This window comes from Shewanella sp. W3-18-1 (assembly GCF_000015185.1).
GTDB classification, from domain to species: domain Bacteria; phylum Pseudomonadota; class Gammaproteobacteria; order Enterobacterales; family Shewanellaceae; genus Shewanella; species Shewanella putrefaciens.
Genome location: NC_008750.1, coordinates 2,819,776 through 2,843,794 on the forward strand (window position 1 = coordinate 2,819,776; position 24,019 = coordinate 2,843,794).

The 24,019-nt window shown below is 45.5% G+C and carries 21 protein-coding genes; 4 read left to right on the forward strand and 17 right to left on the reverse strand.

Annotation, left to right across the window (positions count from 1 at the left end; translation table 11 throughout):
• Positions 1-6 precede the first annotated feature (6 nt).
• Genes plsX through yceD form a run of 3 tightly spaced genes read right to left on the reverse strand, consistent with a single transcriptional unit; the run spans position 7 to position 1,763 of the window.
• Positions 7-1,035: a phosphate acyltransferase PlsX gene (gene plsX, locus SPUTW3181_RS12775; protein WP_011789728.1), complete on the reverse strand. Its 1,029-nt coding sequence runs from the start codon at positions 1,033-1,035 to the stop codon at positions 7-9.
• 15 nt (positions 1,036-1,050) lie between these two features.
• Complete coding sequence (gene rpmF, locus SPUTW3181_RS12780; protein ID WP_006081226.1) at positions 1,051-1,221, reverse strand: 50S ribosomal protein L32; 171 nt, start codon at positions 1,219-1,221, stop codon at positions 1,051-1,053.
• Between the two features lie 17 nt (positions 1,222-1,238).
• Positions 1,239-1,763 carry a 23S rRNA accumulation protein YceD gene (gene yceD, locus SPUTW3181_RS12785; protein ID WP_011789729.1) on the reverse strand — a complete coding sequence of 175 codons (525 nt, stop codon included), beginning with the start codon at positions 1,761-1,763 and terminating at the stop codon, positions 1,239-1,241.
• Between the two features lie 262 nt (positions 1,764-2,025).
• Here yceD and SPUTW3181_RS12790 point away from each other — a divergent pair, with 262 nt between their 5' ends.
• Positions 2,026-2,610: a Maf family protein gene (locus SPUTW3181_RS12790; protein WP_041408403.1), complete on the forward strand. Its 585-nt coding sequence runs from the start codon at positions 2,026-2,028 to the stop codon at positions 2,608-2,610.
• Between the two features lie 163 nt (positions 2,611-2,773).
• On the opposite strand, the gene SPUTW3181_RS12795 is transcribed toward SPUTW3181_RS12790, so the two are convergent.
• On the reverse strand, positions 2,774-3,490 hold the full coding sequence (locus SPUTW3181_RS12795) for an HAD-IA family hydrolase (RefSeq protein WP_011789731.1): 717 nt from the start codon (positions 3,488-3,490) through the stop codon (positions 2,774-2,776).
• A gap of 22 nt (positions 3,491-3,512) precedes the next feature.
• Positions 3,513-4,475, reverse strand: a complete 963-nt coding sequence (gene rluC, locus SPUTW3181_RS12800; RefSeq protein WP_041408405.1) for a 23S rRNA pseudouridine(955/2504/2580) synthase RluC — start codon at positions 4,473-4,475, stop codon at positions 3,513-3,515.
• Positions 4,476-5,013: 538 nt separating this feature from the next.
• On the opposite strand from rluC, the gene rne reads away from it, so the two are divergent.
• The gene (rne, locus tag SPUTW3181_RS12805) at positions 5,014-8,400 is read left to right on the forward strand and encodes a ribonuclease E (RefSeq protein WP_011789733.1); all 3,387 of its coding nucleotides are present in this window, start codon (positions 5,014-5,016) and stop codon (positions 8,398-8,400) included.
• A gap of 708 nt (positions 8,401-9,108) precedes the next feature.
• Here rne and SPUTW3181_RS12810 read toward each other — a convergent pair.
• From SPUTW3181_RS12810 to SPUTW3181_RS12820, 3 genes are all read right to left on the reverse strand, one after another.
• Complete coding sequence (locus SPUTW3181_RS12810; RefSeq protein WP_011789734.1) at positions 9,109-9,318, reverse strand: cold-shock protein; 210 nt, start codon at positions 9,316-9,318, stop codon at positions 9,109-9,111.
• A 299-nt stretch (positions 9,319-9,617) separates the two neighbouring features.
• Positions 9,618-10,433: a 23S rRNA (guanine(745)-N(1))-methyltransferase gene (gene rlmA / locus SPUTW3181_RS12815; RefSeq protein ID WP_011789735.1), complete on the reverse strand. Its 816-nt coding sequence runs from the start codon at positions 10,431-10,433 to the stop codon at positions 9,618-9,620.
• A 40-nt stretch (positions 10,434-10,473) separates the two neighbouring features.
• A complete protein-coding gene (locus tag SPUTW3181_RS12820) occupies positions 10,474-11,274 on the reverse strand; it encodes a hypothetical protein (RefSeq protein WP_011789736.1) in 801 nt (266 codons plus the stop codon).
• Positions 11,275-11,739: 465 nt separating this feature from the next.
• On the opposite strand from SPUTW3181_RS12820, the gene SPUTW3181_RS12825 reads away from it, so the two are divergent.
• Positions 11,740-12,282 carry a hypothetical protein gene (locus tag SPUTW3181_RS12825; RefSeq protein WP_011789737.1) on the forward strand — a complete coding sequence of 181 codons (543 nt, stop codon included), beginning with the start codon at positions 11,740-11,742 and terminating at the stop codon, positions 12,280-12,282.
• On the opposite strand, the gene SPUTW3181_RS12830 is transcribed toward SPUTW3181_RS12825, so the two are convergent.
• The 7 genes from SPUTW3181_RS12830 to SPUTW3181_RS21605 all read right to left on the reverse strand — a co-directional run bounded on the left by SPUTW3181_RS12830 (position 12,283) and on the right by SPUTW3181_RS21605 (position 22,025).
• Positions 12,283-12,993: a hypothetical protein gene (locus SPUTW3181_RS12830; protein WP_011789738.1), complete on the reverse strand. Its 711-nt coding sequence runs from the start codon at positions 12,991-12,993 to the stop codon at positions 12,283-12,285. It abuts the gene before it with no gap.
• Positions 12,994-12,996: 3 nt separating this feature from the next.
• On the reverse strand, positions 12,997-13,320 hold the full coding sequence (locus SPUTW3181_RS12835) for a hypothetical protein (RefSeq protein ID WP_011789739.1): 324 nt from the start codon (positions 13,318-13,320) through the stop codon (positions 12,997-12,999).
• Positions 13,317-19,520 carry a phage tail protein gene (locus tag SPUTW3181_RS21875; protein ID WP_011789740.1) on the reverse strand — a complete coding sequence of 2,068 codons (6,204 nt, stop codon included), beginning with the start codon at positions 19,518-19,520 and terminating at the stop codon, positions 13,317-13,319. The genes SPUTW3181_RS12835 and SPUTW3181_RS21875 overlap by 4 nt, the downstream gene beginning before the upstream one ends.
• A gap of 5 nt (positions 19,521-19,525) precedes the next feature.
• Positions 19,526-20,176, reverse strand: a complete 651-nt coding sequence (locus SPUTW3181_RS12845) for a tail assembly protein (RefSeq protein WP_011789741.1) — start codon at positions 20,174-20,176, stop codon at positions 19,526-19,528.
• Between the two features lie 120 nt (positions 20,177-20,296).
• The gene (locus SPUTW3181_RS21335) at positions 20,297-21,103 is read right to left on the reverse strand and encodes a Rha family transcriptional regulator (RefSeq protein WP_083758299.1); all 807 of its coding nucleotides are present in this window, start codon (positions 21,101-21,103) and stop codon (positions 20,297-20,299) included.
• An 80-nt stretch (positions 21,104-21,183) separates the two neighbouring features.
• Positions 21,184-21,858, reverse strand: coding sequence for a phage antirepressor KilAC domain-containing protein (locus SPUTW3181_RS12855; RefSeq protein WP_011789743.1), 675 nt, complete (start codon positions 21,856-21,858; stop codon positions 21,184-21,186).
• Complete coding sequence (locus SPUTW3181_RS21605) at positions 21,855-22,025, reverse strand: Arc family DNA-binding protein (protein WP_083758265.1); 171 nt, start codon at positions 22,023-22,025, stop codon at positions 21,855-21,857. Before SPUTW3181_RS21605 ends, SPUTW3181_RS12855 begins: the two co-directional genes overlap by 4 nt.
• A 110-nt stretch (positions 22,026-22,135) precedes the next feature.
• On the opposite strand from SPUTW3181_RS21605, the gene SPUTW3181_RS21340 reads away from it, so the two are divergent.
• On the forward strand, positions 22,136-22,627 hold the full coding sequence (locus SPUTW3181_RS21340; RefSeq protein WP_011789744.1) for an Arc family DNA-binding protein: 492 nt from the start codon (positions 22,136-22,138) through the stop codon (positions 22,625-22,627).
• A gap of 38 nt (positions 22,628-22,665) precedes the next feature.
• Here SPUTW3181_RS21340 and SPUTW3181_RS12865 read toward each other — a convergent pair whose 3' ends face one another.
• Entirely contained in the window at positions 22,666-23,184 is a 519-nt protein-coding gene (locus SPUTW3181_RS12865; protein WP_011789745.1) for a hypothetical protein, read from the reverse strand.
• An 86-nt stretch (positions 23,185-23,270) separates the two neighbouring features.
• Complete coding sequence (locus tag SPUTW3181_RS12870) at positions 23,271-23,984, reverse strand: C40 family peptidase (RefSeq protein WP_011789746.1); 714 nt, start codon at positions 23,982-23,984, stop codon at positions 23,271-23,273.
• Between the last annotated feature and the right edge of the window lie 35 nt (positions 23,985-24,019).

Consider the following 24,019-nt stretch of genomic DNA (forward strand, 5'->3'; position numbering starts at 1 on the left):
GAGGGATCAGTTATTTATATCTAAAAGAATCGACTCTAAACGATCTTTTATCATTTCAGGGAGTCGACGTTGAGCTTCTGTTACTGCCAAACTAATTGCTTGTAAATAGGCAGTTTCATCCGCATTTCCATGGCTTTTTACAACTATTCCGCGCAATCCTAACAGACTTGCACCGTTATAGTGGTCGGGGTTCATCTGACTAAGAACCGCCTGAATGCGAGGAGCGATAAGTTTAGCCAAGAAACGCACGAATAAACCTTGGGTTAATCCCCGTTTTAACTGATGTACCAATAACTTGGCAATGCCTTCTGAAGTTTTGAGCGTGATATTTCCCACAAAACCATCACAAACGATGACATCTACGTTACCGGAATAGATTTCATCGCCTTCGATAAAACCAGTGTAATTGATTTGTTCAGTATGCTGCAGTAACTGTGCGGCTTGCTGAACTTGATCGTTACCTTTAATTTCTTCAACGCCGACATTAAGCAACGCAACCTTTGGACGCGATTTTTTATCAACCGCTTCACATAAAACCGAACCCATAACGGCAAATTGAAATAAGGTTTCAGAATCGCAGGAAACATTTGCACCAAGATCTAGCAAATAAACCGGTTTTTGAGTCACAGCGGGTAAGCAGCTCACTAATGCGGGACGGTCAATGCCGGGCAACGTTTTTAATAATACTTTTGCCATAGCCATCAAAGCCCCGGTATTGCCAGCACTCACACAGGCTGACGCACGTGCATCGCGGACCAACTCAATAGCCAAACGCATCGAACTATTTTTACGCGTACGTAAAGCGTGTACAGGCCTATCCGACATACTCACGACTTCATCGGTATGAATGACTTCAATACGAGAAAGTAACTGCGGATCTGCTTGACGTAAATAGACATCAATTTCAGTCTTATCACCGACTAAAATGATTTGAAGAAAAGAGTGTAATTGTAGTGCCCGCAAGGCTGCAGGCACTGTGACGTGGGGGCCATGATCACCACCCATCGCATCTAACGCAAGCGTCAGACTCGTCATTAGGAAGCCAACAAATTACTTGTTGATTACCTTTTTACCGCGATAGAAACCATCTGCAGTCACATTGTGACGCATATGGATTTCACCGCTGGTAGCGTCTACAGACAGCTGAGCAGTGCTCAGTGCGTCATGTGAACGGCGCATACCGCGCTTTGAACGAGATTTTTTGTTCTGTTGTACAGCCATTGGCCCTGTCTCCTAGATTACTTGCTCTTCAGTTTTTCTAACACTGCAAACGGATTTGGACGCTCCTCTTGAGCGGGTTCGATCTCGCCTACAACTATGTCTTTAGATCCTATTGTGCAATCAATTTCTTGATGCAGCGGAATTATCGGCATAGCGACTATCAATTCATCTTCGATCAATTGATGCAGACGTACTTCGCCAATTTCATTGCACTCAATTGGGTCATACGCATCCGGGAGCTCATCGATTTCTGCCTTAGTCCGGCATGGACCGAAGCAAAACTCGACCGTAACCTCAGTGGTAAATAGTGTCATGCAACGTTGACATATCAGAGTGAGCTCCGTCACAGCCTTCCCTTTCAGGTAGACTATCCCCTGTAAATCCACGCCACATTCAATCGACACTGCCACATCGGAACAGTCGCCGGCACATAACTCATTTAATCTTTTCAAATACTGCCCAGGCACAACCCCATTATAAGTAAGGCGGCTTGAGGCAGCACGAAATGGATCAATTGAAACCGGTATCTTTACTGTTTGCATAAGGCGCGCATATTATAGTTTGAAAACGCTAGAGTCAAAGAAAAATTTCTAACTTAAGTCCAGTTTGCGACTTAAGCGTTTCTCTAGCCCCAACATCGAAATTAACGGAAGCAAAATTCTACCCAAGCTAGTGGAGGCATACAAGCATAAGCCATCTAAAATAACCGCTTTCGTTGAAAAGAAGTGCCCAAATACGAAACTCTTGCACTCCCTAGCACAGATTGGTCACAATATGACTTACTCTTTTGCGGATATTAGCTTTATGTCAACCCAATTAATCTTAGCTTCAACATCTGTATACCGACAATCTTTACTACAAAAGCTCGGGTTACCCTTCGAATGCTGCAATCCTAATATTGACGAAACGGCGCAGACCAATGAAACGGCCCACGCTTTAGTTCTGCGCTTAGCCAAAGCGAAAGCCATCGCAGGGGCTGAACAATTTCCTGATGGCCTGATTATTGGCTCCGATCAAGTCGCTGTCATTGATGACAAGATTATCGGTAAGCCCCATCATTTTGATAACGCCGTCGCACAACTCACTCAAGCCTCAGGCAAAGCCATCACTTTTTATACCGGTCTTGCACTCTATAATGCCAAAACTGGCGCGATGGCCGCCGAGGTTGAACCCTTTACCGTTCATTTTAGGCATCTTAGTCATGCGCAAATTGTAGCCTACGTCGAAAAAGAAGAGCCCTATTATTGCGCGGGCAGTTTTAAGAGCGAAGGTTTGGGCATAGCGTTATTTACAGAGCTCGAAGGCCGTGACCCCAATACCTTAGTTGGCTTACCACTGATATTACTGACGGAAATGCTGTTAGCCCAAGGAGTAGATGTTCTCGCTTAGACGTTTGTCAAGGCTTTGCCCTGTTTATTGAATCGATGACGCGTATCAAAAATACCGAGCTACAGAGTCGTTTTATCGACGAGAAGATGAGACGTAAATAAAGGTCATAAGGAAGTCTCATGCACGGCGGCATTTATTGCCACTTCAGCATTAAATAGCAGTCTTAGAGGTATTGCAGTAATTGCTTTGGTGAATCAATCAAGGCGATAGGTTTTGCCCGCAGCAACTTTTCGGCACTGTGGGCGCCATAGGTGACACCAACGCTATCAATCCCTGCATTGGCCGCCATAGTCAAATCTAGCAATGAATCACCCACCATCAAAGCTCTGTTCGGTGCAATATTCAACTCTTGAAGTAAGCTTGAGATCATTTCAGGATGGGGTTTGCTGCGTACTTCATCGGCGCAGCGTGACGCAACAAAGTATCGACCTAAGCCTGTTTGCTCAAAAACGCGGTCAAGTCCCGCACGGGCCTTACCAGTTGCAACGGCTAATTGATAACCTTGAGTATGTAGGTCATCGATTAAAATGGGCGCTTGTGCAAAGAGTGGCGTTGGCGTGGTATCTAAATGCAAATATTGTGCTTTAAACTCGGCGCGCATTTGCTGATATTCATCATCTTCGCCTTGGCTTAACTCATTTTTAGCGTGCGGACACAAAGAAGATGCTAAAGAAGTGCTGAGATTGTCCCCCCGAGGAAACAGGACTCGCAGCGCTTCTGTCATAGAAAGACCAATAATATCGCGAATGTCACTTTCAGTTGGGATAGGTAACTGTAATGCCTTAGCCATGTTTTCAATACACGTGATAATTTTACCGATGGAATCCATCAGAGTGCCATCCCAATCGAAAATCACTAAATCGTATTGCTTTATCTTCATCCTTGAAACCTATCCCCGTCGATTACGCACGTTTTAACTTATCGAGTAACTGCGACAAATTTTCATCTAAAGGCGCTGAAATCCGCATCACATCATCATTTTCTGGATGAATGAACATCAATTCAGCGGCATGTAAAAAGAGTCGGGTTAAACCTAATGAACGCATGCTGTCATCAAACCCTTGCTCACTGTATTTATCATCACAGGCGATAGGATGTCCGGCAAATTGGCAATGCACCCGAATTTGATGAGTACGTCCAGTGACAGGACTCGCCTTCACTAAAGTACAACCTTGGTACCGCTGCATAATTTTAAAGCGCGTTTCAGAAGGCTTACCTTCCGCATTAACACGCACTATGCGCTCACCGGACTTAAGCGTAATCTTCAGTAAAGGCTGTTTAACGACTTTATCTTGAGCAGACCATTCACCTTTAACTAAGGCCAAATAGTCTTTCTGCATCTTTTTATATCTAAGTTGATCATGCAAATGTTTAAGCGCGCTACGCTTTTTAGCCACCAACAACACACCCGAAGTATCTTTATCGAGACGATGCACTAGCTCTAAAAACTTTTGCTGTGGTCTTAACGACCGCAGCGCTTCAATCACACCGTAATCAACACCACTACCACCATGCACGGCAATACCTGCAGGTTTATTCAGCACAATTAAATGATTATCTTCATGCAGAATACGATCTTCAAGTTGCGAGACTTTGCTTAAGTTGGCAGAAGGCGCGGTACGATTATCCGACTCCGCCACTCTGACGGGCGGGATACGCACTATGTCACCCATCTGCAACTTATACTCAGGTTTGATACGTTTCTTATTGACCCGCACCTCACCCTTGCGGACGATGCGGTAGATCATGCTCTTAGGTACGCCCTTAAGAGCCGTCATTAAAAAGTTGTCGATTCGCTGTTCGAAATGATCTTCATCAATCGTGATCAATTGAACCTGTTGCTGTGGGGTGGATACTGTATTCATAATGCGCCATCTGACTAAAACGGTCGCCATTGTACAACAACTGATAAGAATTGTGCCTTTCCATTGCTGAATTTTTTGATTATTGCTATATTTCACCAGCGATTAGGGATAAGCAGTGAATAAAGTGTTCACAAGATCCCTTTCCCAAGCGGAAAGTGTCTCGAATAAAAAAACATTTTCTCGATAGCAACTCATTGATTTGCAAATCGTATATTGAGTAAAAATACCACAAATACGTTTTTACGATTAAATCGAGAAAGTCACCTTGTTTGTATAGGTTTTTTCAGATGCTTTCCTCCCAGATTTCGAAGAATATTTTAACTTGTCGTCAGACAAACCGATTCGACTTGGGCATTACCGGAACGAAACTAAAGAATTTATGGGGTTGGTTGATGTTTTACAACGAATTCCTTGTTTTTGTAATCATTAAAAAATAAGCCATAAATAGGATGCGACACGCAGCGACTGCGTCTAACAGTAATGCGCACCTTGCCTAGCCACTAGCCGTGAGGCTCAGTTGACCACTGCTAGGCCCGTAATGCAGCGAAACGTGATGTTTGATGACCTCTATTTAAAGAAGAATGACGTCATCATGAAACGTATGTTAATCAATGCAACTCAATCAGAAGAGTTGCGTGTTGCCCTTGTTGATGGGCAACAACTGTATGATCTAGACATTGAAAGCCCTGGTCATGAGCAAAAAAAATCAAACATTTACAAAGGTAAAATTACCCGCGTAGAACCCTCTTTAGAAGCCGCTTTCGTCGACTATGGCGCCGATCGTCACGGCTTTTTGCCACTAAAAGAAATCGCCAGAGAGTATTTCCCTAAGGGTTATTCCTTCCAAGGCCGCCCCAACATCAAAGAAGTCGTCAGTGAAGGGCAAGAAGTAATTGTCCAAATTGACAAAGAAGAACGTGGTAATAAAGGTGCAGCCTTAACTACATTCATCAGCTTAGCGGGCTCTTACTTAGTATTAATGCCAAACAACCCTCGTGCAGGCGGAATTTCTCGTCGCATTGAAGGTGATGAGCGCACTGAGTTAAAAGAAGCGATGGCTGATTTGGAAGTGCCTGCTGGTATGGGGCTGATTGTACGTACTGCGGGTGTAGGCAAAGAATCTGCCGAGTTAAAGTGGGACTTAAAAGTACTCCAACATCACTGGGCTGCCATCACTGAAGCGGCCCAAACCAAAGGCGCACCTTTCTTAATTCATCAAGAAAGCAATGTGATTGTACGTGCGATCCGTGACTATTTGCGTCGTGATGTAGGCGAAATTCTCATCGATCATCCCCGTATTTATGAGGAAGCTAAGCAACATATTTCCTTAGTTCGTCCTGATTTTGTTGAGCGAGTAAAACTTTACGAAGCTGAAGTACCGTTATTCACTCACTTCCAAATTGAGTCTCAAATCGAATCTGCCTTCCAGCGAGAAGTCCGTTTACCTTCTGGTGGTTCGATAGTTATCGACCCAACTGAAGCCTTGACATCTATCGATATTAACTCTGCCCGCGCAACTAAAGGCGGCGATATTGAAGAGACTGCGCTTAACACCAACCTCGAGGCTGCCGATGAAATTGCTCGCCAATTACGTCTACGCGATTTAGGTGGCTTAGTGGTTATCGACTTTATCGATATGACGCCTGTGCGCCATCAGCGTGAAGTTGAAAACCGCTTACGTGACGCCGTTCACCACGACCGCGCCCGAGTGCAGTTAGGCCGTATTTCTCGTTTCGGTTTAATGGAAATGTCGCGTCAGCGCCTGCGTCCCTCTTTAGAAGAATCGGCGGCGCATATCTGCCCTCGCTGTCATGGCCAAGGCACGATTCGCAGTACTGAGTCTTTAGCACTGTCAATTTTACGTTTGATGGAAGAAGAAGCCATCAAAGAAAACACCTCACAAATCGAAGCGATTGTGCCTGTGGATGTTGCAGCTTTCTTGTTAAACGAGAAACGCAAAGCTATTCGCATCACAGAACAACGTCACGATGTCGAAGTATATGTAATTCCTGATGCGCACATGATGACGCCAGATTATCGTGTGATCCGTCACCGTAGTGACGACGAAATTAGCGAATCTAGCTATAAACGTATCGAACATCCAGAAGCTAAATTGTATGAGCCACGTAAACTGGAACGTACTGCTGCGCCAACGCCTGCTTTAAAAGGTTTCGCTGCGCCACAAAAAGTGGAACAAGCACCATCACCAACGGTGAAAATAGAAGCGCCACAACCAAGTTTCTTTAGCAAGCTGATAGGCACCATCACAGCATTATTTGCATCAAGTGATAAAGCTGAACCCGCAAAAACAACGGAAACCAAAAATACTGATACTAATGCGGCTAATGCAAATCGCCGTAACCGCCGTACAGACACCCGTCGCCCTCGAAATAGTCAAGACGCTGATAAAGCGAAAGAAGGCAACCGTGAGCCACGTAATCGCAATGCGAAGAAAACTGCCGAACCAGTAGCGGTAGCAACTCAAGAACGTGCAGTTCGCGAGAAAGAAGACTCGGCAAAACGTCCTGCGAAAGTGGAAACTAAACCTCGTGTTCAAGCTCCAAAAGAAGTCATTGCAGATCTAGAGGCCGATGCACCGAAGCAAGAAGTTGCCCGCGAACGCCGTCAACGTAGAAATATGCGTCGCAAAGTCCGTATCGATAATGGCAATAACACGCCAGATAACGCGATCCCAATTGCACCAGAGGAAGCCGCAGAAGTACTCGCGGAAATTGCAGCCATTAACGCCGCGGCAAGTATTGATGCTAAAGCCGAGGTAGCTGCCGAAGCGCCGACTATTGAACCCAAAGCACCAAGAGCTCGTCGCCAACCGCGTAAAGAAGCTATCCCCGCTCAAGCTACGCTAGAAGCGGTAGCCGAAGAAGGTACTCCTGTTGAAACAGCACCAATAGAGACCGCTTCCGTTGATGTTGTGGAAATACCTGTAACTGTCACTGCAGACACTTCAGAAATGGCTGAACCTCTTGTCGTATCTCAACATAACGAAGCTGAAAGTGCTGAAGATGAGAACACTAGTGCAGATGAGCAATCAAAACGCGAACAAAGAGATGGTCAACGTCGTAGCCGCCGTAGTCCACGTCATCTTCGCGCTGCTGGCCAACGTCGTCGTCGTGATGAAGATGATCAAGGCGTCTCAGCACCAGCCCAGTTCGTTCCTAACGACGAATTAGGCGCAGATCAAGAGTACCCAACTGAAGTCACTCACAGCGCACACATTACGGGTCCAAGTTCAGCCCCAACTGTTGAAGCCGTAAAAGCAGAAACAGTTGAGCAAGCAGTGACAGAAGTTGTCGCTGTAGTGGAATACGTCGCTCCAGTTACAGCACCAGTATCTACTACAGAAATAGAAAAGATTGCTATTGCAGACGCTCCTGTGGCAGAAACACCTGTCATTCAAAAAGTGGCTGCCGAAGCAACAATCACTCCTGTTGTGCCTGAAACCACTGAAACTCAAGTGCTAGAGCCAAAAATCGAAGAAACCAAAGCAGAGACAGTTGAAGATATTGCTGAGGCCAAAACAGAACCACAAGTCGTTTTACAACCCGCCTCAGTGGTTAAAGCAACCGTTGTACAAGATATCACTAAAGTACCAACTAAAGCAGTTGCATCTGCACCAATGACAAAACCAGCAGCCATTGTTAAACCACAACCCAAGGTTCAAACAGAGGCCACCAATGTCAATTCACAAGCGGCTGATGTTACTGATGCAGTTGTAAGCAAACCTAAAACAACAAGTCGTTTTGGGGCTATGGTATCGTCGGATATGACTAAACCTGTCGTTGAGGTGAGAACGCAAGTTGAAGTGCCAAAAGGACGCGAGTATGACAATACTCCGAGCGAGGATACCTCTGCACCTAAGGTAAAACTAGCGAACAGCGCGGAATCGGATATGGCTCGCCCATAATCTTAATAAGCGAGCATTTAAAAGCCACTCACAAGCTGTGAGTGGCTTTTTTATTACTCAGAGCAAAGGAACACAAGCTAGAATGTTTTATGGCCGCCCAGACGACCAATAAATAGATAAGCACTGATCAACGAGAAGAATGACAGACGTCCTCTCACCTATGTACTCAAAACCTGATATCAAAGCACTAGCAGTGTACGGTCCAATCCACACAGTCACACTATCGATAAACATCCACGACTATCAAATTCCCTAAGAAGCCTTTGACTAGTTATTTATCTTTATCAGATAGTTATATCGAATACCTGTATGAGTTTTGCCCTGTATATAAGCTAACATTATTTCCTGAATAGAACGTATGATTATTTTACTTCTAGCTGTGTCTTATTGCGGTACGAGGTTTAAACATACCTCACCGGAGCGTTCGCTGGTTGAATGAATATCCAGACACTATGAGATATCGACTAACGCTTTTTAGGGGGGAGAGTAGTGAAGATTAAAACTGGGGCATTGGAAATTAGAGAATCAGAGAATCAGATAAACAGATAAACAGATAAACAGATAAACAGATAAACAGATAAACAGATAAACAGATAAACAGGACAGGATTGATTAACATTCAGGTAAATAACACAAACAAAAAGAGCTATGGAAAACCACAGCTCTTTAAATCCATTGCGATTAGCTCTTGGCTAATTGCACTGAAAATTAACCAATGATGGTTACGTTTTCAGCTTGTGGACCTTTTTGACCTTGAGTCACAGTGAAAGACACTTTTTGACCTTCGTCAAGAGTTTTGAAACCGTCAGAGTTAATCGCACGGAAGTGTACGAATACATCTGGACCTGATTCTTGTTCAATGAATCCGAAACCTTTGTCAGAATTGAACCACTTAACAACACCAGTAACTTGAGACATAATATAAATCCTGTAAATAAAAATTAAAGCCTTAACGGCGGTGGAGCTGGAAAATGCCGGTATTACTTATGTTTACAGGACGAACTGGTCGTATTGAACACATAAATATAAGCCCAACCTTCAAGCTAGTAAGACTATAAACCATTCTAAAGATAAGTCAACATACTGCGACACTTTGAAATATTTATTTTGCTTAAATCAACTTAGGTTTTGCAACCGGCTTGCAGAACGTAATGTTCATGCGGTCTAGCTGTTACAGTTAAGCACTTTAAATAACTTATTTCAATAGCTTAAATTGACTATCTTGCAATACGATAAACCTCAATTTGAAAATCTAACTCACAACTTAGCCCTTGTGTTACCAAAGATTGCTTCTGCTCTGTAGTAAACTTCCATGCATAGGGCGTCATCTCTAGAAAATGTGAAATATGCTCGGCATTTTTTAATCCCAGTTGTGACATCAGTCGTTGCTGATGAATACATTCAAATCCTTCAAGACTCGCATTAGACTCTGGATGTAACCTTGGTTCAGCGTAAATTTGCTGTTTAAGGGCAAAATGGTGCATTGGCCCCGGTGAAACAGTGATTAATACACCATTTTTAGCCATGATCCGCTGAAGTTCTTCTACTTTAGAAGGCGCATAAATACGTATGGCTAAATCCACCGTTTGTGAAGCAATCGGCATCTCATAAGCACTTGCCACACAAAATTGTAAGTTAGGATACCGTTTTGCAGCATATTTGATTGCCGATTTAGAAATATCCAATCCCTGTAAAACACACGGGTGGTCCTGCTCAAATACGTGAAATAATCTATGACTGTAATAACCTTCTCCACAGCCTATATCCAAAATATGTTTTGCTCCTGCAGCATATTCCAATGCCAATGCATTCACTCTATCGCTCAACATTTGGTAGTATCCTGCGTTTAAAAACTCCCGCCTAGCAAACATCATCTGTTTGTTATCGCCAGGATCTTTTGAGTTTTTCTTTTGTACAGGCAGCAAGTTAACATAGCCTTCTTTGGCTATATCGAACTTATGTTGCTGTGGGCACACCCAACTAGCTCCGGCACGGGCAAGTAATCCGGAACAAAGTGGACATAAATAACGCATAGATAAACCCTATTTCGTGTCGCTAAAATGGAAAACGAGCTTACATCTCGTCTTCCGTTAATCGTTTAACCATTTCTACGAGTTCAGGAGATGCGAGCAACTCATAGCACTCTAGTTTTCTTAGTGATTTGTCAATATTTTCTACATCATTTGATGCACGACCATAGTTAGGCCGTTCAAACATATGCGTATAAATTCGGAACATCCATTGACATTTTTTCAGCAACAAGGGTTCCAATTTTGCGGCTTCTTGCGCCAAACTTGGATGACAAATTCCAAAATCTCCACGTAAAAACGCGTGTAACTCAGCCCTCACTTGTTCTATTTCAGCCATATGCACAGCAAGTGCTTCAGAAGATATAGTGTAGTCATACTGCCGTGCCAATAAGGCTTTGGCCATCTGTAGCACTTGAGGTTCGTATAATGCTCTTAAGTCAGTTTCGAGTGGGATGAGTTCAAATTTGGAGACTGTTTGTAACGCAAAATTCAAACCATGACTTGAATCTAATTTGAATGAGACTCCAGACCTTAATTCATCAGTACAACACTTAGGTGCGATCCCTATGCGGCTATACATACGTATCCCTTGTCCTACCGTTCGGGGAATTGTCTTGCCAAATTGACTATTTGGGGATAATGCCGGATTTACCGTCAGTTCCAATAATGGCTGAAAACGGATTGCAATTTTTGGTCTACTATCTAAGACAATAAGCTCCAGTAACGGCGCACTCATCGCTTGGAGCACGATAAAGTCACTGATATCTGAGGGCAATGTTAACGTTAAAACAGATGCTTGCTCGGCATCAAGCACCATAGGCTCATTGAGATATTGCAGAAACATAAGACATTAACTCCCCTTTTCAGGGCGAATTGTAACGCCCAAAAGCAGGAAAAAACATCTATTAGGTGCTTATCTTTTCAAGATAATTCCTCAACTTCAATTATATCGTCAATGTTCTTCCGAGGAGTTTCAGTGTTAAGATGCTATTATTCGATAAAATGTCATTCGATTTTAATTTATGTCTATACCATTCCAGCCAAGCATATTCTGGCACGACTATGTGACCATGACCTTAATCATTCTGTTTTAAAAAGAATTATTACTCACAGTTAATTAATGATGTACACGCATATGTACACACATTTAGGAGCTGTTATTATTCTAACTGTGTACATATACCATCTAAAGTTACCCTAAAATTGACACAAACTAACATTAAAAACAGTGGTAATTTAATGTTTGATTAGTCTGCAATTAATCGATAATTGCCTAATTAATGATTAGAAATTTTTTCGAGAGGATTTTATGAAACGTTTAGCGCTAATGGCTTTAGTGGTTTCACTCGCAGGATGTGGCGGTGGTGGTGGTGATGACGTGGATGCAGATATCAAAAATTTGATATCTAGCACAAATGCGGTTGACTGGAAAACGGTTAGGCCAAGTGATGCAGATTTGCCTCTGGTGATCGCTGTTGAGTCTCGCTCTGAAGATATCGACAAAATCTTGTTGTCATTAGAGCGTATCGAGCAAGTAGCCGGCTATCAGATCATTCGATATTCGAATGGCACTGAGCAAGCAGACATCACCATTAAATCGTCAAATGTTGGTTGCCTAACTTCTATTCCGTTAGGTAATTGGCAATACACTATTAAAGTTGGTGACATGACTTACTGCCCTAATGTTACTTTTGATTTGGTTGCATATAAGATTTTTGGCTTGAATAGAACGAATAAAGACTCTTACCGAGTGCTAAAGGCTCAGAGCACATTGGCTGATAGTGCTCTGGCTACGATTTATAATAATCCCCCAAACACACCTATTTCTGAATTGAGTGTAATCAGAAAATAATTACTGTGGGAAGTTACCCAAGTTTGGGAACTGCTCATAGTACGATCCATCGATAACAGCGTAATTCATTACATCTGCAGGTTGATAACGAGAAGGACCACCGCGTGGTCCTTGCGTTTGCAGTGTCCATCCGTGCTGATAGCCTCCTTCACTACTGTTGTAAAACCCATTAAAGCGAGAGTACTCAACGTAGTATTGCCCTGGAGTTCCTGCGTATTCAGAATCGACTCTGGCAATGGTTGGCTTGCATGCTGGCTTAAAGCTGCAGTTGGTTCTGTGCTTGCCTTGCGAATAAATCACTTCGCCAAGCAGTTTTATTGATACCGGAGGTCTGGCACTGTGAAAGCGCACATTTTCAGCCGTGTCATAAATTGCTAACCCATATTTAGGCAAATTAATTGCTTTTGCCGACGCAAAGACATACACCCTAGCGGTACCGGAATACATCCAAAAATTAACTAATCCTCTCCATGTACTAGCGGTTCCATCTAAAGTAACATGCAGCGCTCTAAGGTATGGGTATTGCTCGCCTTGTGTATTGCAGTAGGTATAAATTTGAATATCGTAACCAACTGGAATACCAAATAGATCGATATAGGTATCAGTCCCATTGGTGTGGGTTACGTCCTTGTATCCCCAATACATAAAGGTAGTTTCATAGGTACCTAAAAATAACGAAAGGTCTTTGTTGCGAATTTCAACGCCGTACATAGATCACCGTGAATAAAAAAATGAAAGCAATATCGATGAAACACCAAACGCATCTTGCTCTAATGTAAATGTTACGGTGTTGCCTGTGATGGTTAGGCTGTTTATTTTGACTCTAAAAGTGCTGCCTAAAGACACTTCTTGATCCGGCGTACTGCGCTCTAATCCCCAAACGAATGAGAGCTTACCGCCAACGCCATTTGACGGCAGCGTGACAGAATGAACGCCTGGATAAAGGTCTTTTACACGCAAACACCAAAACAAATTGTATGGTGTCGCATTGTAAAGAACCTCTTTGCCAGCGTTATAAACAGCAAGAGCATAACTCATGTTAATTTACCCATCCTGCAAACTAAATTGCCGCTGTTGTCATAAACATCGATTCGATTATTTGATATTTGCATCCGCCCTTGGCCAGCAGTAGAGCCATTGATCTCAAATACACCCGCTTTATCCAGTTTCCAGCCTGTTGTTTGTGCAACATAGTTTGTTGACTGGATAAAACTGCCGATCTTGGCATTGGTAATTGTACCATCCCCAATTACAGCGCTATTAATAAATACCTGACCGCCCTGTACCGCAAAAGGGGTTGTGATGGTAGATGCGCCAGTGATTTGATTAACAATGGCAAATCTATCGGCAGTAAATAGCACTTGCGATTGCATGCCAGATGGTGTGTTCTCCACACCGATTGCCATACCTGCGCCATAGTATTTACCGTCAGCAGTCACCCCCACTTTAATCGAGTACATTGCTTGCAGCTTGCCATCTAAATCAGCTAACGCGGTTGATGTTTGCTGCACTGCGGCTGATGCATTGTTAGCTGTAGCCTGCACCGTCGTGATTTGTGTTGCTAAGGCACTATCTGCATTAGCTCGAGCTGTTTGCTCAGTCTGAATTGCCGCAGCGTTTTGTGTGGCCTTGGTATTGGCAGCATCGGCGGCAGCTTGTGCCGCTGCTGCAGCGCTGGCAGCATCCGTGGCCGCTTTATCGGTTACTGCAACCCATGCTGAGCCGTTCCAACGTTTTGGTGTATTGGCATTGCCAGTGGTATCAATCCATAGGTTTTGCGCTAAACGGTCTGCTGTCGCTGGTGCTGACGATTGAATGATCACTTTGCCTTTGCCATTGGCGATCCCAGCGGCAGCGGCCGCATCAGCTTTAGCTTGATCTGCGGCAGTTTGTGCAGTTGAGGCCGCAGTGTTCGCCGATGTTGCCGAGGCCTGCACCGTACTAATATTTTGAGCTAACGCACTATCAGCATCCGCACGGGCGGTTTGCTCTTGCTTAATTAACGCCGCATTGCTGTTTACCGTGGCAGAAATACTGATGATTTGGTTTGCGAGCGATTCATCTGCAGTGGATCTCGCCATTTGTTCAGTGATGATTGCAGCAGTGTTTTGATTAATGCTAGCGGCCACAGTTTCAATGTTTTTTGCCAATGCCTCATCTGCTGCAGCTCTTGCATATTGCTCAGACCAAACGCCAGCAAACACCACAGCAGAACCGGCATTCCAGCTAATATCACCAGCAAGAGGCGGGTTTACTTGCGCAAATATACCGTCTATGCGTGATGCTTGGGTGCTGTCAGCATCAGCTCTTGCTGTTGCTTCGTTCTGTATTGCGGCAGCATTAAATGCCGCAGAGGCCTGCACCGTGGTGATTTGTGTTGCTAAGGCGCTGTCGGCATCCGCACGGGCGGTTTGTTCTTGCTGGATGGCTGCGGCGTTTTGCGTGGCCTTGGTGTTGGCCGCATCGGCGGCGGCTTGTGCGGCTGCTGCGGCGCTGGCGGCATCCGTGGCCGCTTTATCAGTCACTGCTACCCATGCTGAGCCGTTCCAACGTTTTGGTGTATTGGCATTGCCAGTGGTATCAATCCATAGGTTTTGCGCTAAACGGTCTGCTGTCGCTGGTGCTGACGATTGAATGATCACTTTGCCTTTGCCATTGGCGATCCCAGCGGCAGCGGCCGCATCAGCTTTAGCTTGATCTGCGGCAGTTTGCGCCGTTGAGGCCGCAGAGTTGGCCGCTGTAGCAGAGGCCTGCACCGTGGTGATTTGTGTTGCTAAGGCGCTGTCGGCATCTGCACGGGCGGTTTGTTCTTGCTGGATGGCTGCGGCGTTTTGCGTGGCCTTGGTGTTGGCCGCATCGGCGGCGGCTTGTGCGGCTGCTGCGGCGCTGGCGGCATCCGTGGCCGCTTTATCAGTCACTGCTACCCATGCTGAGCCGTTCCAACGTTTTGGTGTATTGGCATTGCCAGTGGTATCAATCCATAGGTTTTGCGCTAAACGGTCTGCTGTCGCTGGTGCTGACGATTGAATGATCACTTTGCCTTTGCCATTGGCGATCCCAGCGGCAGCGGCCGCATCAGCTTTAGCTTGATCTGCGGCAGTTTGCGCCGTTGAGGCCGCAGAGTTGGCCGCTGTAGCAGAGGCCTGCACCGTGGTGATTTGTGTTGCTAAGGCGCTGTCGGCATCCGCACGGGCGGTTTGTTCAGTCTGAATTGCTGCAGCGTTTTGAATCACCCCTTGCTGGGCGGCGTCCGCCGCGGCTTGGGCAGCAGCTGCTGCACTCGCGGCATCGGTCGCAGCCTTGTCAGTCACAGCTACCCATGCTGAGCCACTCCAACGTTTAGGTGTGTTGGCATTGCCAGTCGTATCAATCCATAGGTTTTGCGCTAAACGATCTGCAGTGGCAGGCGCGGAAGATTGAATAATCACTTTACCCTTACCATTGGCGATACCAGCCGCGGTGGCAGCATCGGCTTTGGCTTGGTCTGCTGCAGTTTGCGCCGTTGAGGCGGCAGAGTTTGCCGCGGTGGCTGAGGCCTGCACAGTGGTGATTTGCGATGCTAAAGCACTATCGGCATCAGCGCGTGCGGTCTGTTCAGTCTGAATTGCTGCAGCGTTTTGAATCACCCCTTGCTGGGCGGCGTCCGCCGCGGCTTGGGCAGCAGCTGCTGCACTCGCGGCATCGGTCGCAGCTTTGTCAGTCACAGCTACCCAAGTTGAACCGTTCCAACGCTTAGGCGTGTTGGCATTGCCAGTCGTATCAATCCACAAGTTTTGCGCTAAGCGATCAGCAGCTGCAGGCGCGGAAGATTGAATAATCACTTTACCCTTACCATTGGCGATACCAGCCGCGGTGGCAGCATCGGCTTTGGCTTGGTCTGCTGCAGTTTGCGCCGTTGAGGCGGCAGAGTTTGCCGCGGTGGCTGAGGCCTGCACAGTGGTGATTTGCGATGCTAAAGCGCTATCGGCATCAGCGCGTGCGGTTTGCTCTTGTTTAATTAATGCCGCATTGCCATTGACCGTTGCTGAAATACTGATGATTTGGTTTGATAGCGATTCATCTGCAGTGGCTCTCGCCATTTGCTCTGTGATGATCGCAGCAGTATTTTTATCAATGGTCGCGGCAACCGTTTCAATGCTTTTTGATAAGGCCTCATCGGCAGCGGCTCTTGCATATTGCTCAGACCACACGCCAGCAAAAACCACGGTTGATCCGGCATTCCAGCCAGTATCGCCAGCTAATGGCGGATTAACCTGAGCAAAAATACCATCAATACGAGATGATTCTGCTGTTAGCTTTCCATCGATAGTGTCAATCGAGGTCTCAACATTATCTACACGCAAAGTAAGTGCTGAAACAGCTTCACCCAAAGAGGAATATTCACCAATTTTTGTCCAATAGGTGGCGTTGGTTGGCAGTGTTCCTGCGGGTACGGTTTGTTTAGCTGAGTAAAGCTTGCCTTGATATTTAACCAACTGCCCAGTGAGATAGCTGGCGGTGTTATCCCAATCTGGTGCGCCTGCAATATCGGCGATCTCGGACTGCATTTGCTGAATTTTGTTTTCGGCGGCAGCAATGCTGATCTCAATATCAGGGATTTTATTAACTTCGACATTGATCAGCTCAATCTGAGGGATTACAACCTCATTAAGCCGACTATCAATGCTCGGGATTTTATCGGTTTCAGTTTTAAGCGTCGGGATCAACTCTATTTCACTGAGCAACTCTTGCCCGAGTGCGGATGATGTAATGCGCTCGCTGAAATACTCATCATATTCAGTTTGATCTGTCGATGACTGTCCGCTAACAAATCCTGACCATGGCCCCACGTTGCCAGTGCGATCAACCAATCGAGCTCTAAACCAAAAGCTAGCGCCGGCACTTAATCCTGTCATGGTGTGAGTGGCAATTGGGTAGGCAAAATCTCCTAACTTGATCATGCCACTGTCGTTATTTTTGGGCCCGTATTCAATCTCTGTACGGAGCGTGTCCTCTGCACCAACAGGGAATAACCAATTTAACGCAATGCCAAACACTAACGGCGTGGTGGAAAAAGATGCTACTGCAGGAGGCAAGCCAGTTTTACCTGTGATATTGGTCAGCGCTGATGACTTTGGTACCGACGAAACATCAACTGAGTTAATTGCACGAACTCTAGCAATATATTGCCCGGTGTAAACGCCACGGATATCGACTGATGTACTGCTGGTTTTTGGCAGTTTTATCCACTCGCCAGAGTCTTTGCGCCATTCCACTTCGTAAGCGACTGCATTTTTAGCCGTGGCCCACTGAATCGTCATCGTTGTGACTGACAGGGTTTGCTCAGTGAATGTTGACTGGCTGATGGTCACGCTAGCAGGTGCTTCTTGCGCCCCCACTGGCAATTTACTAATTGGCCGATCTTCTAACCGTGCGCCTGTATCAATGTATGTGTATTTGCTGGGGTTATGTTCAACCGCTGTGATCTCGTACTCAATGCTGTCGCTGTTGGCTTTGGCGACACGCAGCACTCTAAATTGCTGCAGCTTTAGCTCGTCTGATTCAACCGACCATAAAAGCTGTGGCAATGGCGTTTCGCTGTATTCTGTGGTTACCGTTACCACTCGGCCATTAACGGCCTCAATGGTGCGAGCCTGCGCTTTGCCGCTGGGCAAGTTGATGATGAGGCGATCATTAACCGCGATGGTGCCCGCACGGTCCAAGGTGATCTGCTTGCCATTAACCGCTGAGATCCGCCCTCCAATGCGGCTACCTGCAATCAGTTGATCGGCTACGCCAATCACATAACCAGGTAATGGGATGCTGCCATCCATCCCCACGCTAAAATTAACCGCGCGGTCATTGTTATTGGTATAGATTGCCCACTTCCCGCGGCGCTGCGCTTCTGATTCGCGGGTGCAACCTAAGGCGGATAATTCGACTACATTGTCACCATAGCGGCGCTGTAATGGTTGATCTGATACAGAGGTAACATCGGATTCATAAGCATTATCAGGGTTATCCCAGCTGATTAATGCTCGAGTGTATTTAACTTTTTCGCTGCTGGATGAATAGCTAAACTTGCCGTCGATCACATTGCTGTTGTTGTAGATAAAATCGACATCGCGCGGCATATCTGCAACTGAGTACATTTGGCCGTTTGACCAATAGGTCATGCCACGATAGATAGACGCCAAATCCCGCAGTACTTGCCATGCTTCAGCTGCTTGCTGAATATAAATATTGCAGATATAGCGAGGCTCCATGCCTCCCTTACCGTTTGGCACCAGTTGATCGCAATATTGCGCAATTTGGTAAAGCTCCCATTTATCCACCAGCGACGCATTGATCCTGCGTCCAGTGCCAAAGCGATCGTCGAGGATAATGTCGTAACTCACCCATGCTGGGTTATCGGTCCATGCGATTTTAAAGCTGCCATCCCAAACGCCCGTATATTCGCGGGTAAGCGGATTATAGCTTGTCGGCACCCGCACTTTGCGCATAAAGGGTTCGCACGAAACCACGGGGATATTTTGAAATTGGCTGGCGTCAAACTCGACATAAAGCAATGCGGTATTGGGGTACGTTAGCTTGCGGTCAATCACATCGGTGATCGCTGCAATTTGCATTAAGTCGGCCACACGGTTGTTGTTTTGGTTTGGCGTGAGTCGGCGAATACGGATTTGCCAGCTGTTACCCTCAGGTAAATCAATGCGGTGGCTGCGCTCATAGGGCTGGGTGGTTTTGCCGTCAACTGCAGTGCTTAACACAGTCTGATAGCTACCGCCGTCAGTAGAGAGATCAATGGCGTATTCAATGCGATAGCCATTTACATCACCGTTATCAAGCTGTTGTTGTAGCGCTGGCCAGCGAAATCGCACACGAACCGCAGAGAGCAGTGAGTTTGTAATGGCGCGCGTGTAAGGCTGATCAGACTTTAACTCAATACCTAATGCCACCTCGTTTTCAACAGAGGGCAAGCCAGGAATATACGTTTGATACACAGAACCCGGACGAAAATCCCAAATCACACCGGGGAAGTTTTCAGCACCATTTGCATCGAGTAATGGCGTGCCATCTAAAAACACATTTTGGCCGGATAATTGGCCCTCAAACTCCCCTTCGCCAATTGCCAGCAACACTTTAGCTTTGGCAATTGAGCGCAGATCATCAGGCGATTCTACAGGTGTGCGTTGTTTTGCTTGTCCAGCTTTTTCACCGCTGATCAGTAATGGTTGATTTAATGCAGGTATGCCCATGCTAATTATTGCTCCTGTTGACTGCCGCCGCCATTACTGCCACCGGATTGAATTGGGCGCTGGCTTGTTGCAATGTCTTCTGCATAAATGCCAGCACTAATAATTGCACCACCGATGCGGCGCTTGCCGTAACCAATGCCAACAGGATTACCCGCTGCCGTGGTGTTGACCGCGCCACCAAAGGCATAGCTTGGCGCGTTCTCCGCCGCCTCACTGCCCTTTAACCCCTTAGCTTGCGGTGACAGCATTTGCACCACGCCGCCGGCGACCATTGCCACACCAACCTGAATTACAGAACCGCTATAGTCGCCGAATATTGTTGTAAAAACGCCAACGACAATAAGAACAGCGCCAATAATAGTTTGCATTACTCCTGCTCGCTTACTGCCACCAATAACAGGCACAATCCTGATCTCGCGAGTGCCGGCTAAATCAAATTCATCTTCGCCTGTGTTTTTACCATTACGAAAAATAGCGTAACGCAACCCAAGTTTTGCTTGCTCCTTAATAAACCCTTCAAAACCTTGCAGGGTATTTTTAAGGGCGCTAAACGCTTCAGTTGTGGTGCCTGTATCTAAAAATCGCTTATGCTCACGGCCAAACTTTTTAGCAAGCGATCCTGATAGTTTTATCGTGGTGAGTTGTTGTGAGTTCATATTAGACCTGCTGTCATCAGCATTTTTTGGCAATAAAAAAGCCGCCTGATTAGGCGGCTTTAGATAATCTTTCTCGAAAGAGGGTTTTTCGGATTGTTATAGCAGGATAAGTCCTTTAGGCTAACTAGGCAAGATCGCTTTTAAGCCCCTTGCCTCAAGTTCGTTTATGCTACGTCTAACCGTTGCGGCAAAACACACACCATCACGCATATGATCAATCATCTGGGTGCCAGCGCGAGAGCCAAGCATAGTAAACACCTCATACAGCTTGTATTCGTCAAAGTACTTTTTCAAATAATCCATATGAGTGCAAAGCCCTTTGATATTGTGAATATCGTACTCATTTAGCAAAGGTTGTGGCGCGATTGCAGGGGCGGCGGGGATAAACTCGCCGTCTAATGCTAACTTATGCGCATACTCAATCGCTTCTGTTAACTGGCCTTTTTCGAGCTGATCTATGTGCTCAACATTAAAGCGCTGATGAATTATTTTGTAAGCATCTGGATATATCAGGCCTTTCTTTGCCATCAGTAGATTAACCGCATTGCGTAAACTTGTACGATCATCAGTCGTCGTCTTTTTTGGTGCGGCGCCACTCAGTTGCTTTGCCATCCAGTTAAAGGCGTTGATATAGGCTTCTTTGATCATCGCAGCCTTCTTGCCCGTAAAGCCCATCACCAAAAACATAAAGCCATCTTTGGTCATTTTATACATAGGTAAATTACGGCCTGTTGAATCTTTATATTCACTGGGCGTAAAATTGCGCTCAGTGAATTCTTGTGAACAATCAATACATTCAAGCTTGCGCAGTATATCCTTGTGCAACTTTCCAAAAGCTTCTGCAACATTAATTGACGTAGTAATTAATGCGCCATCTTGGGTGGTGACTAGATGATTTAATGATTGAATTGTGTTAACATTATTCATGTTCGATTCCTTGCTACGGACGGACGTTGTTAAAGAGGCCTCAACTGTTGGTGCAGTTGGGGCTTCATTCTTTATGGCGGTCATGCGGCCACCCCTTCACTCACTAACTTCTCACAAATCCACGCCTCACCCGCTGGGGTAAACATGGCCTGCGAAAAACCTTGGTCTGTTTGGCGTAGCTTTCCAAAGCCTTTATCAATAAACCACTGCTGAAACACTCTGCCGCGTTTAATGGCGTGGCTATAAACGTCATGTTCATCCAAAAATTTATTTAGGCGAACAGCGGACAAGTTATGCTTTTGCGCCACTTGGCTTGCATTCATTAATGTGTCACGTACCACCAGCCGATCGAAAAACTCCACTTTAGGCGCTTGTTGCTCGAGTAGCTTGGCTTGGTTAGCGGCGAGTTGCAGTGCTTCTGCAAATGAATGCGGGATCTGCGGGTAAGGCTTAGACTGCTTTGCTTCCAACTCTTGCCAGCGATCGACCAGCCTTGCGGTAAACTCAGGTGAAAGCTGGGCAACAACGATGATACTATCACGCTTGCCTTGCTCGCCAGAGAATACATAGTGTTTTGATTTTGAATTTTTGCTTAAGCTATTGATATTCTCGAAAACCCCCATTGGGGGAAGTTGAATTACCCCATTTTTTGCCAAGCGTTCGATAGATTGCTTTACTTTGTCATGACGAGATCCAACTAGGTCGGATATCTCTCCACTGGTCATGGTCAATTGGTTACCGGTGATTAATTTCATGCCGCCTCCTCTTCCTTTCCTATCAATCCATAAGAGCGCTTTAATTGATAGACAATCTCTGAGTTTAGCGATCGCAACTGCTGTTCAGACATCTCTTTAGCAATCTGGTGTACCTCTGGTGGTAAACGCAACATTAGCCTAAGTGGTGTCACTGTATTTTTTTTCATTTTAATCCCTTATAGTGTCGACTCGACACTATAAATTTAACTGCTAGCACCAAGTATGTCAACTCGACACTATTCTTTTTGTGTCGAGTTGACGCTATGCTATTAGAATCATGACGAAAAAAAATTTCCCTAGTGATACCTTAGATAAGTTTATGTTGCGCTTCCCTAGTGGTATGCGTGAGCAAATTAAAGAGGAATCCAACAAAAACGGTCGTTCAATGAACGCTGAAATCGTGCATCGATTAGAGGTGAGCTTTATTGCTGACCAAAATTCATCGGCAGCAAACATGCTGCACGGAGATGGAATTGAAAACCTTTTAACACCAACATTGCCAGCATCAATAGCAGGGAAAATAGCCAAAAACAATGCAGACTCAGGTATTGCATTGGCATCATTATTTGTTGATGAAATTAACGAACTTATCAATGGCGCAGTAGTAGTTGGTAAGCGAAAAATTGAACTTGATACAAAAAAGTTAACCTGCTCAATGCCAGTGACGGATGCTGAGATATTTAGCGCTTTAAAATTGGTTGAAAAGACTTTTGATGATGCGGGTTATCTTGTAAAAATTAACGATGGCAACATTATAATTTCATTTTAGTTTTAAGATAGGCCACTTTTTGGTGGCCTATTTAGCAACTATTGAGACATGATTACTTCGGCAGTCTCACCATCTTGAAGGTAAACCCTTTTCAGCAATAACCCACCTTGCCGACTGTAGTCGCCAGTCATCCAAGTAATTGAGGTTGTCACGTAATAAGTACCATCGGCAAGATCTTTAAACTTAAACCTACCTTCTGAATCACAAACTGTTGTTTTTGAATATTTATCATAATCTGCTGGGCGTGGTGGCATTTTCTTATTAAATATCCCTTCATCTGCCGCGAAGCCGCGCTCTGTAGTACCAAAGTATGCTAAAGCGCGTTCTGTGGCGTATGCAGTTGCTGGGACTAGCTGAACAGTCATGCCAGAGCAGGTAACTATGCCGCCGCCACGCTGGCGTAGAAAAGCATTACCTTCAATGGAGTTGTTACCTTTTTCCATTAATTTTTTCGCTTCCACGGCATCAAATTGAGCGTTTAACTTTACTGTCTGTGATGCACAGCCAGCTAATGAAATAAGCACAATAGCAGCTAAACCTAATTTAAGTTTTTTCATTGTTTAATCCATTAATTCAATTAGTAAAATGTTATAGCTTAAACACTATGCCAACGACCTAACAGACTGTAAAGTTTTTAGCCGCTTTATCCTGTGTAACGCACAATTAATCTGGTGTTGCGTTGCCAGTAACCGCCATAGATATCATAGCGACTTAGACGGCCATAGAGGTGATGCAGGATTTTACCCTCGCCGACATAAACAGCGGCATGATTGACTCGCTGGCTTTGGATTTGCATTAAGAAAACATCGCCAATTTGTAGATCGGCTAGATTGATATTTGGCAGCGCCACAAATCCCGCTTTGGCAAAGTTATCGAGATATAGCTCTTGTTCGCCTTCCCACCAGCCATCTTGGCGCTCAAAGTCTGGCAACAGAATTTGTTGCACCTCACTGTACCAGTCGCGCACGCAGCTATAGCAATCCCATACGCCATGCACAAACGGACGCTCAAGTAGCGGTTTGCGCTCACCCGTTGGCGCAATGGTGCGTAAGTCGCCATCAGGCCAGCTAAGGATATGCCAAGGCAATCCGCTCGCCTCACACATGGCAATATCACGTTGGCTAGGCTTGCTGCTCGCATCTGGGTGGCTGTGGCAGATGCCTATGATCTGCCCTTGTTCTTCAATGGCAGCATATTGTAGTGGATCAATCACAAATTCATCTGCTTTGTTAGTTGCCTTGTTTTCACATGGCACATATTGCGCTTTGTCGCCTTGCTTGATCAGCAATCCGCAACATTCATTAGGGTAGCAGCTGGCCGCATGCTGACTAAAGGCATGTAAAATGGTTGGGTGCATAGGGACCTGCTTTTTGTGTTAGACCATTTTGCTGA

Excerpts from the sequence above, each read along its gene's own strand:
- plsX (WP_011789728.1), bottom strand. The coding sequence starts at position 1,035 with ATGACGAGTCTGACGCTTGCGTTAGATGCGATGGGTGGTGATCATGGC.
- rpmF (WP_006081226.1), bottom strand. The coding sequence starts at position 1,221 with ATGGCTGTACAACAGAACAAAAAATCTCGTTCAAAGCGCGGTATGCGC.
- yceD (WP_011789729.1), bottom strand. The coding sequence starts at position 1,763 with ATGCAAACAGTAAAGATACCGGTTTCAATTGATCCATTTCGTGCTGCC.
- SPUTW3181_RS12790 (WP_041408403.1), top strand. The coding sequence starts at position 2,026 with ATGTCAACCCAATTAATCTTAGCTTCAACATCTGTATACCGACAATCT.
- SPUTW3181_RS12795 (WP_011789731.1), bottom strand. The coding sequence starts at position 3,490 with ATGAAGATAAAGCAATACGATTTAGTGATTTTCGATTGGGATGGCACT.
- rluC (WP_041408405.1), bottom strand. The coding sequence starts at position 4,475 with ATGAATACAGTATCCACCCCACAGCAACAGGTTCAATTGATCACGATT.
- rne (WP_011789733.1), top strand. The coding sequence starts at position 5,014 with ATGCAGCGAAACGTGATGTTTGATGACCTCTATTTAAAGAAGAATGAC.
- SPUTW3181_RS12810 (WP_011789734.1), bottom strand. The coding sequence starts at position 9,318 with ATGTCTCAAGTTACTGGTGTTGTTAAGTGGTTCAATTCTGACAAAGGT.
- rlmA (WP_011789735.1), bottom strand. The coding sequence starts at position 10,433 with ATGCGTTATTTATGTCCACTTTGTTCCGGATTACTTGCCCGTGCCGGA.
- SPUTW3181_RS12820 (WP_011789736.1), bottom strand. The coding sequence starts at position 11,274 with ATGTTTCTGCAATATCTCAATGAGCCTATGGTGCTTGATGCCGAGCAA.
- SPUTW3181_RS12825 (WP_011789737.1), top strand. The coding sequence starts at position 11,740 with ATGAAACGTTTAGCGCTAATGGCTTTAGTGGTTTCACTCGCAGGATGT.
- SPUTW3181_RS12830 (WP_011789738.1), bottom strand. The coding sequence starts at position 12,993 with ATGTACGGCGTTGAAATTCGCAACAAAGACCTTTCGTTATTTTTAGGT.
- SPUTW3181_RS12835 (WP_011789739.1), bottom strand. The coding sequence starts at position 13,320 with ATGAGTTATGCTCTTGCTGTTTATAACGCTGGCAAAGAGGTTCTTTAC.
- SPUTW3181_RS21875 (WP_011789740.1), bottom strand. The coding sequence starts at position 19,520 with ATGGGCATACCTGCATTAAATCAACCATTACTGATCAGCGGTGAAAAA.
- SPUTW3181_RS12845 (WP_011789741.1), bottom strand. The coding sequence starts at position 20,176 with ATGAACTCACAACAACTCACCACGATAAAACTATCAGGATCGCTTGCT.
- SPUTW3181_RS21335 (WP_083758299.1), bottom strand. The coding sequence starts at position 21,103 with ATGAATAATGTTAACACAATTCAATCATTAAATCATCTAGTCACCACC.
- SPUTW3181_RS12855 (WP_011789743.1), bottom strand. The coding sequence starts at position 21,858 with ATGAAATTAATCACCGGTAACCAATTGACCATGACCAGTGGAGAGATA.
- SPUTW3181_RS21605 (WP_083758265.1), bottom strand. The coding sequence starts at position 22,025 with ATGAAAAAAAATACAGTGACACCACTTAGGCTAATGTTGCGTTTACCA.
- SPUTW3181_RS21340 (WP_011789744.1), top strand. The coding sequence starts at position 22,136 with ATGACGAAAAAAAATTTCCCTAGTGATACCTTAGATAAGTTTATGTTG.
- SPUTW3181_RS12865 (WP_011789745.1), bottom strand. The coding sequence starts at position 23,184 with ATGAAAAAACTTAAATTAGGTTTAGCTGCTATTGTGCTTATTTCATTA.
- SPUTW3181_RS12870 (WP_011789746.1), bottom strand. The coding sequence starts at position 23,984 with ATGCACCCAACCATTTTACATGCCTTTAGTCAGCATGCGGCCAGCTGC.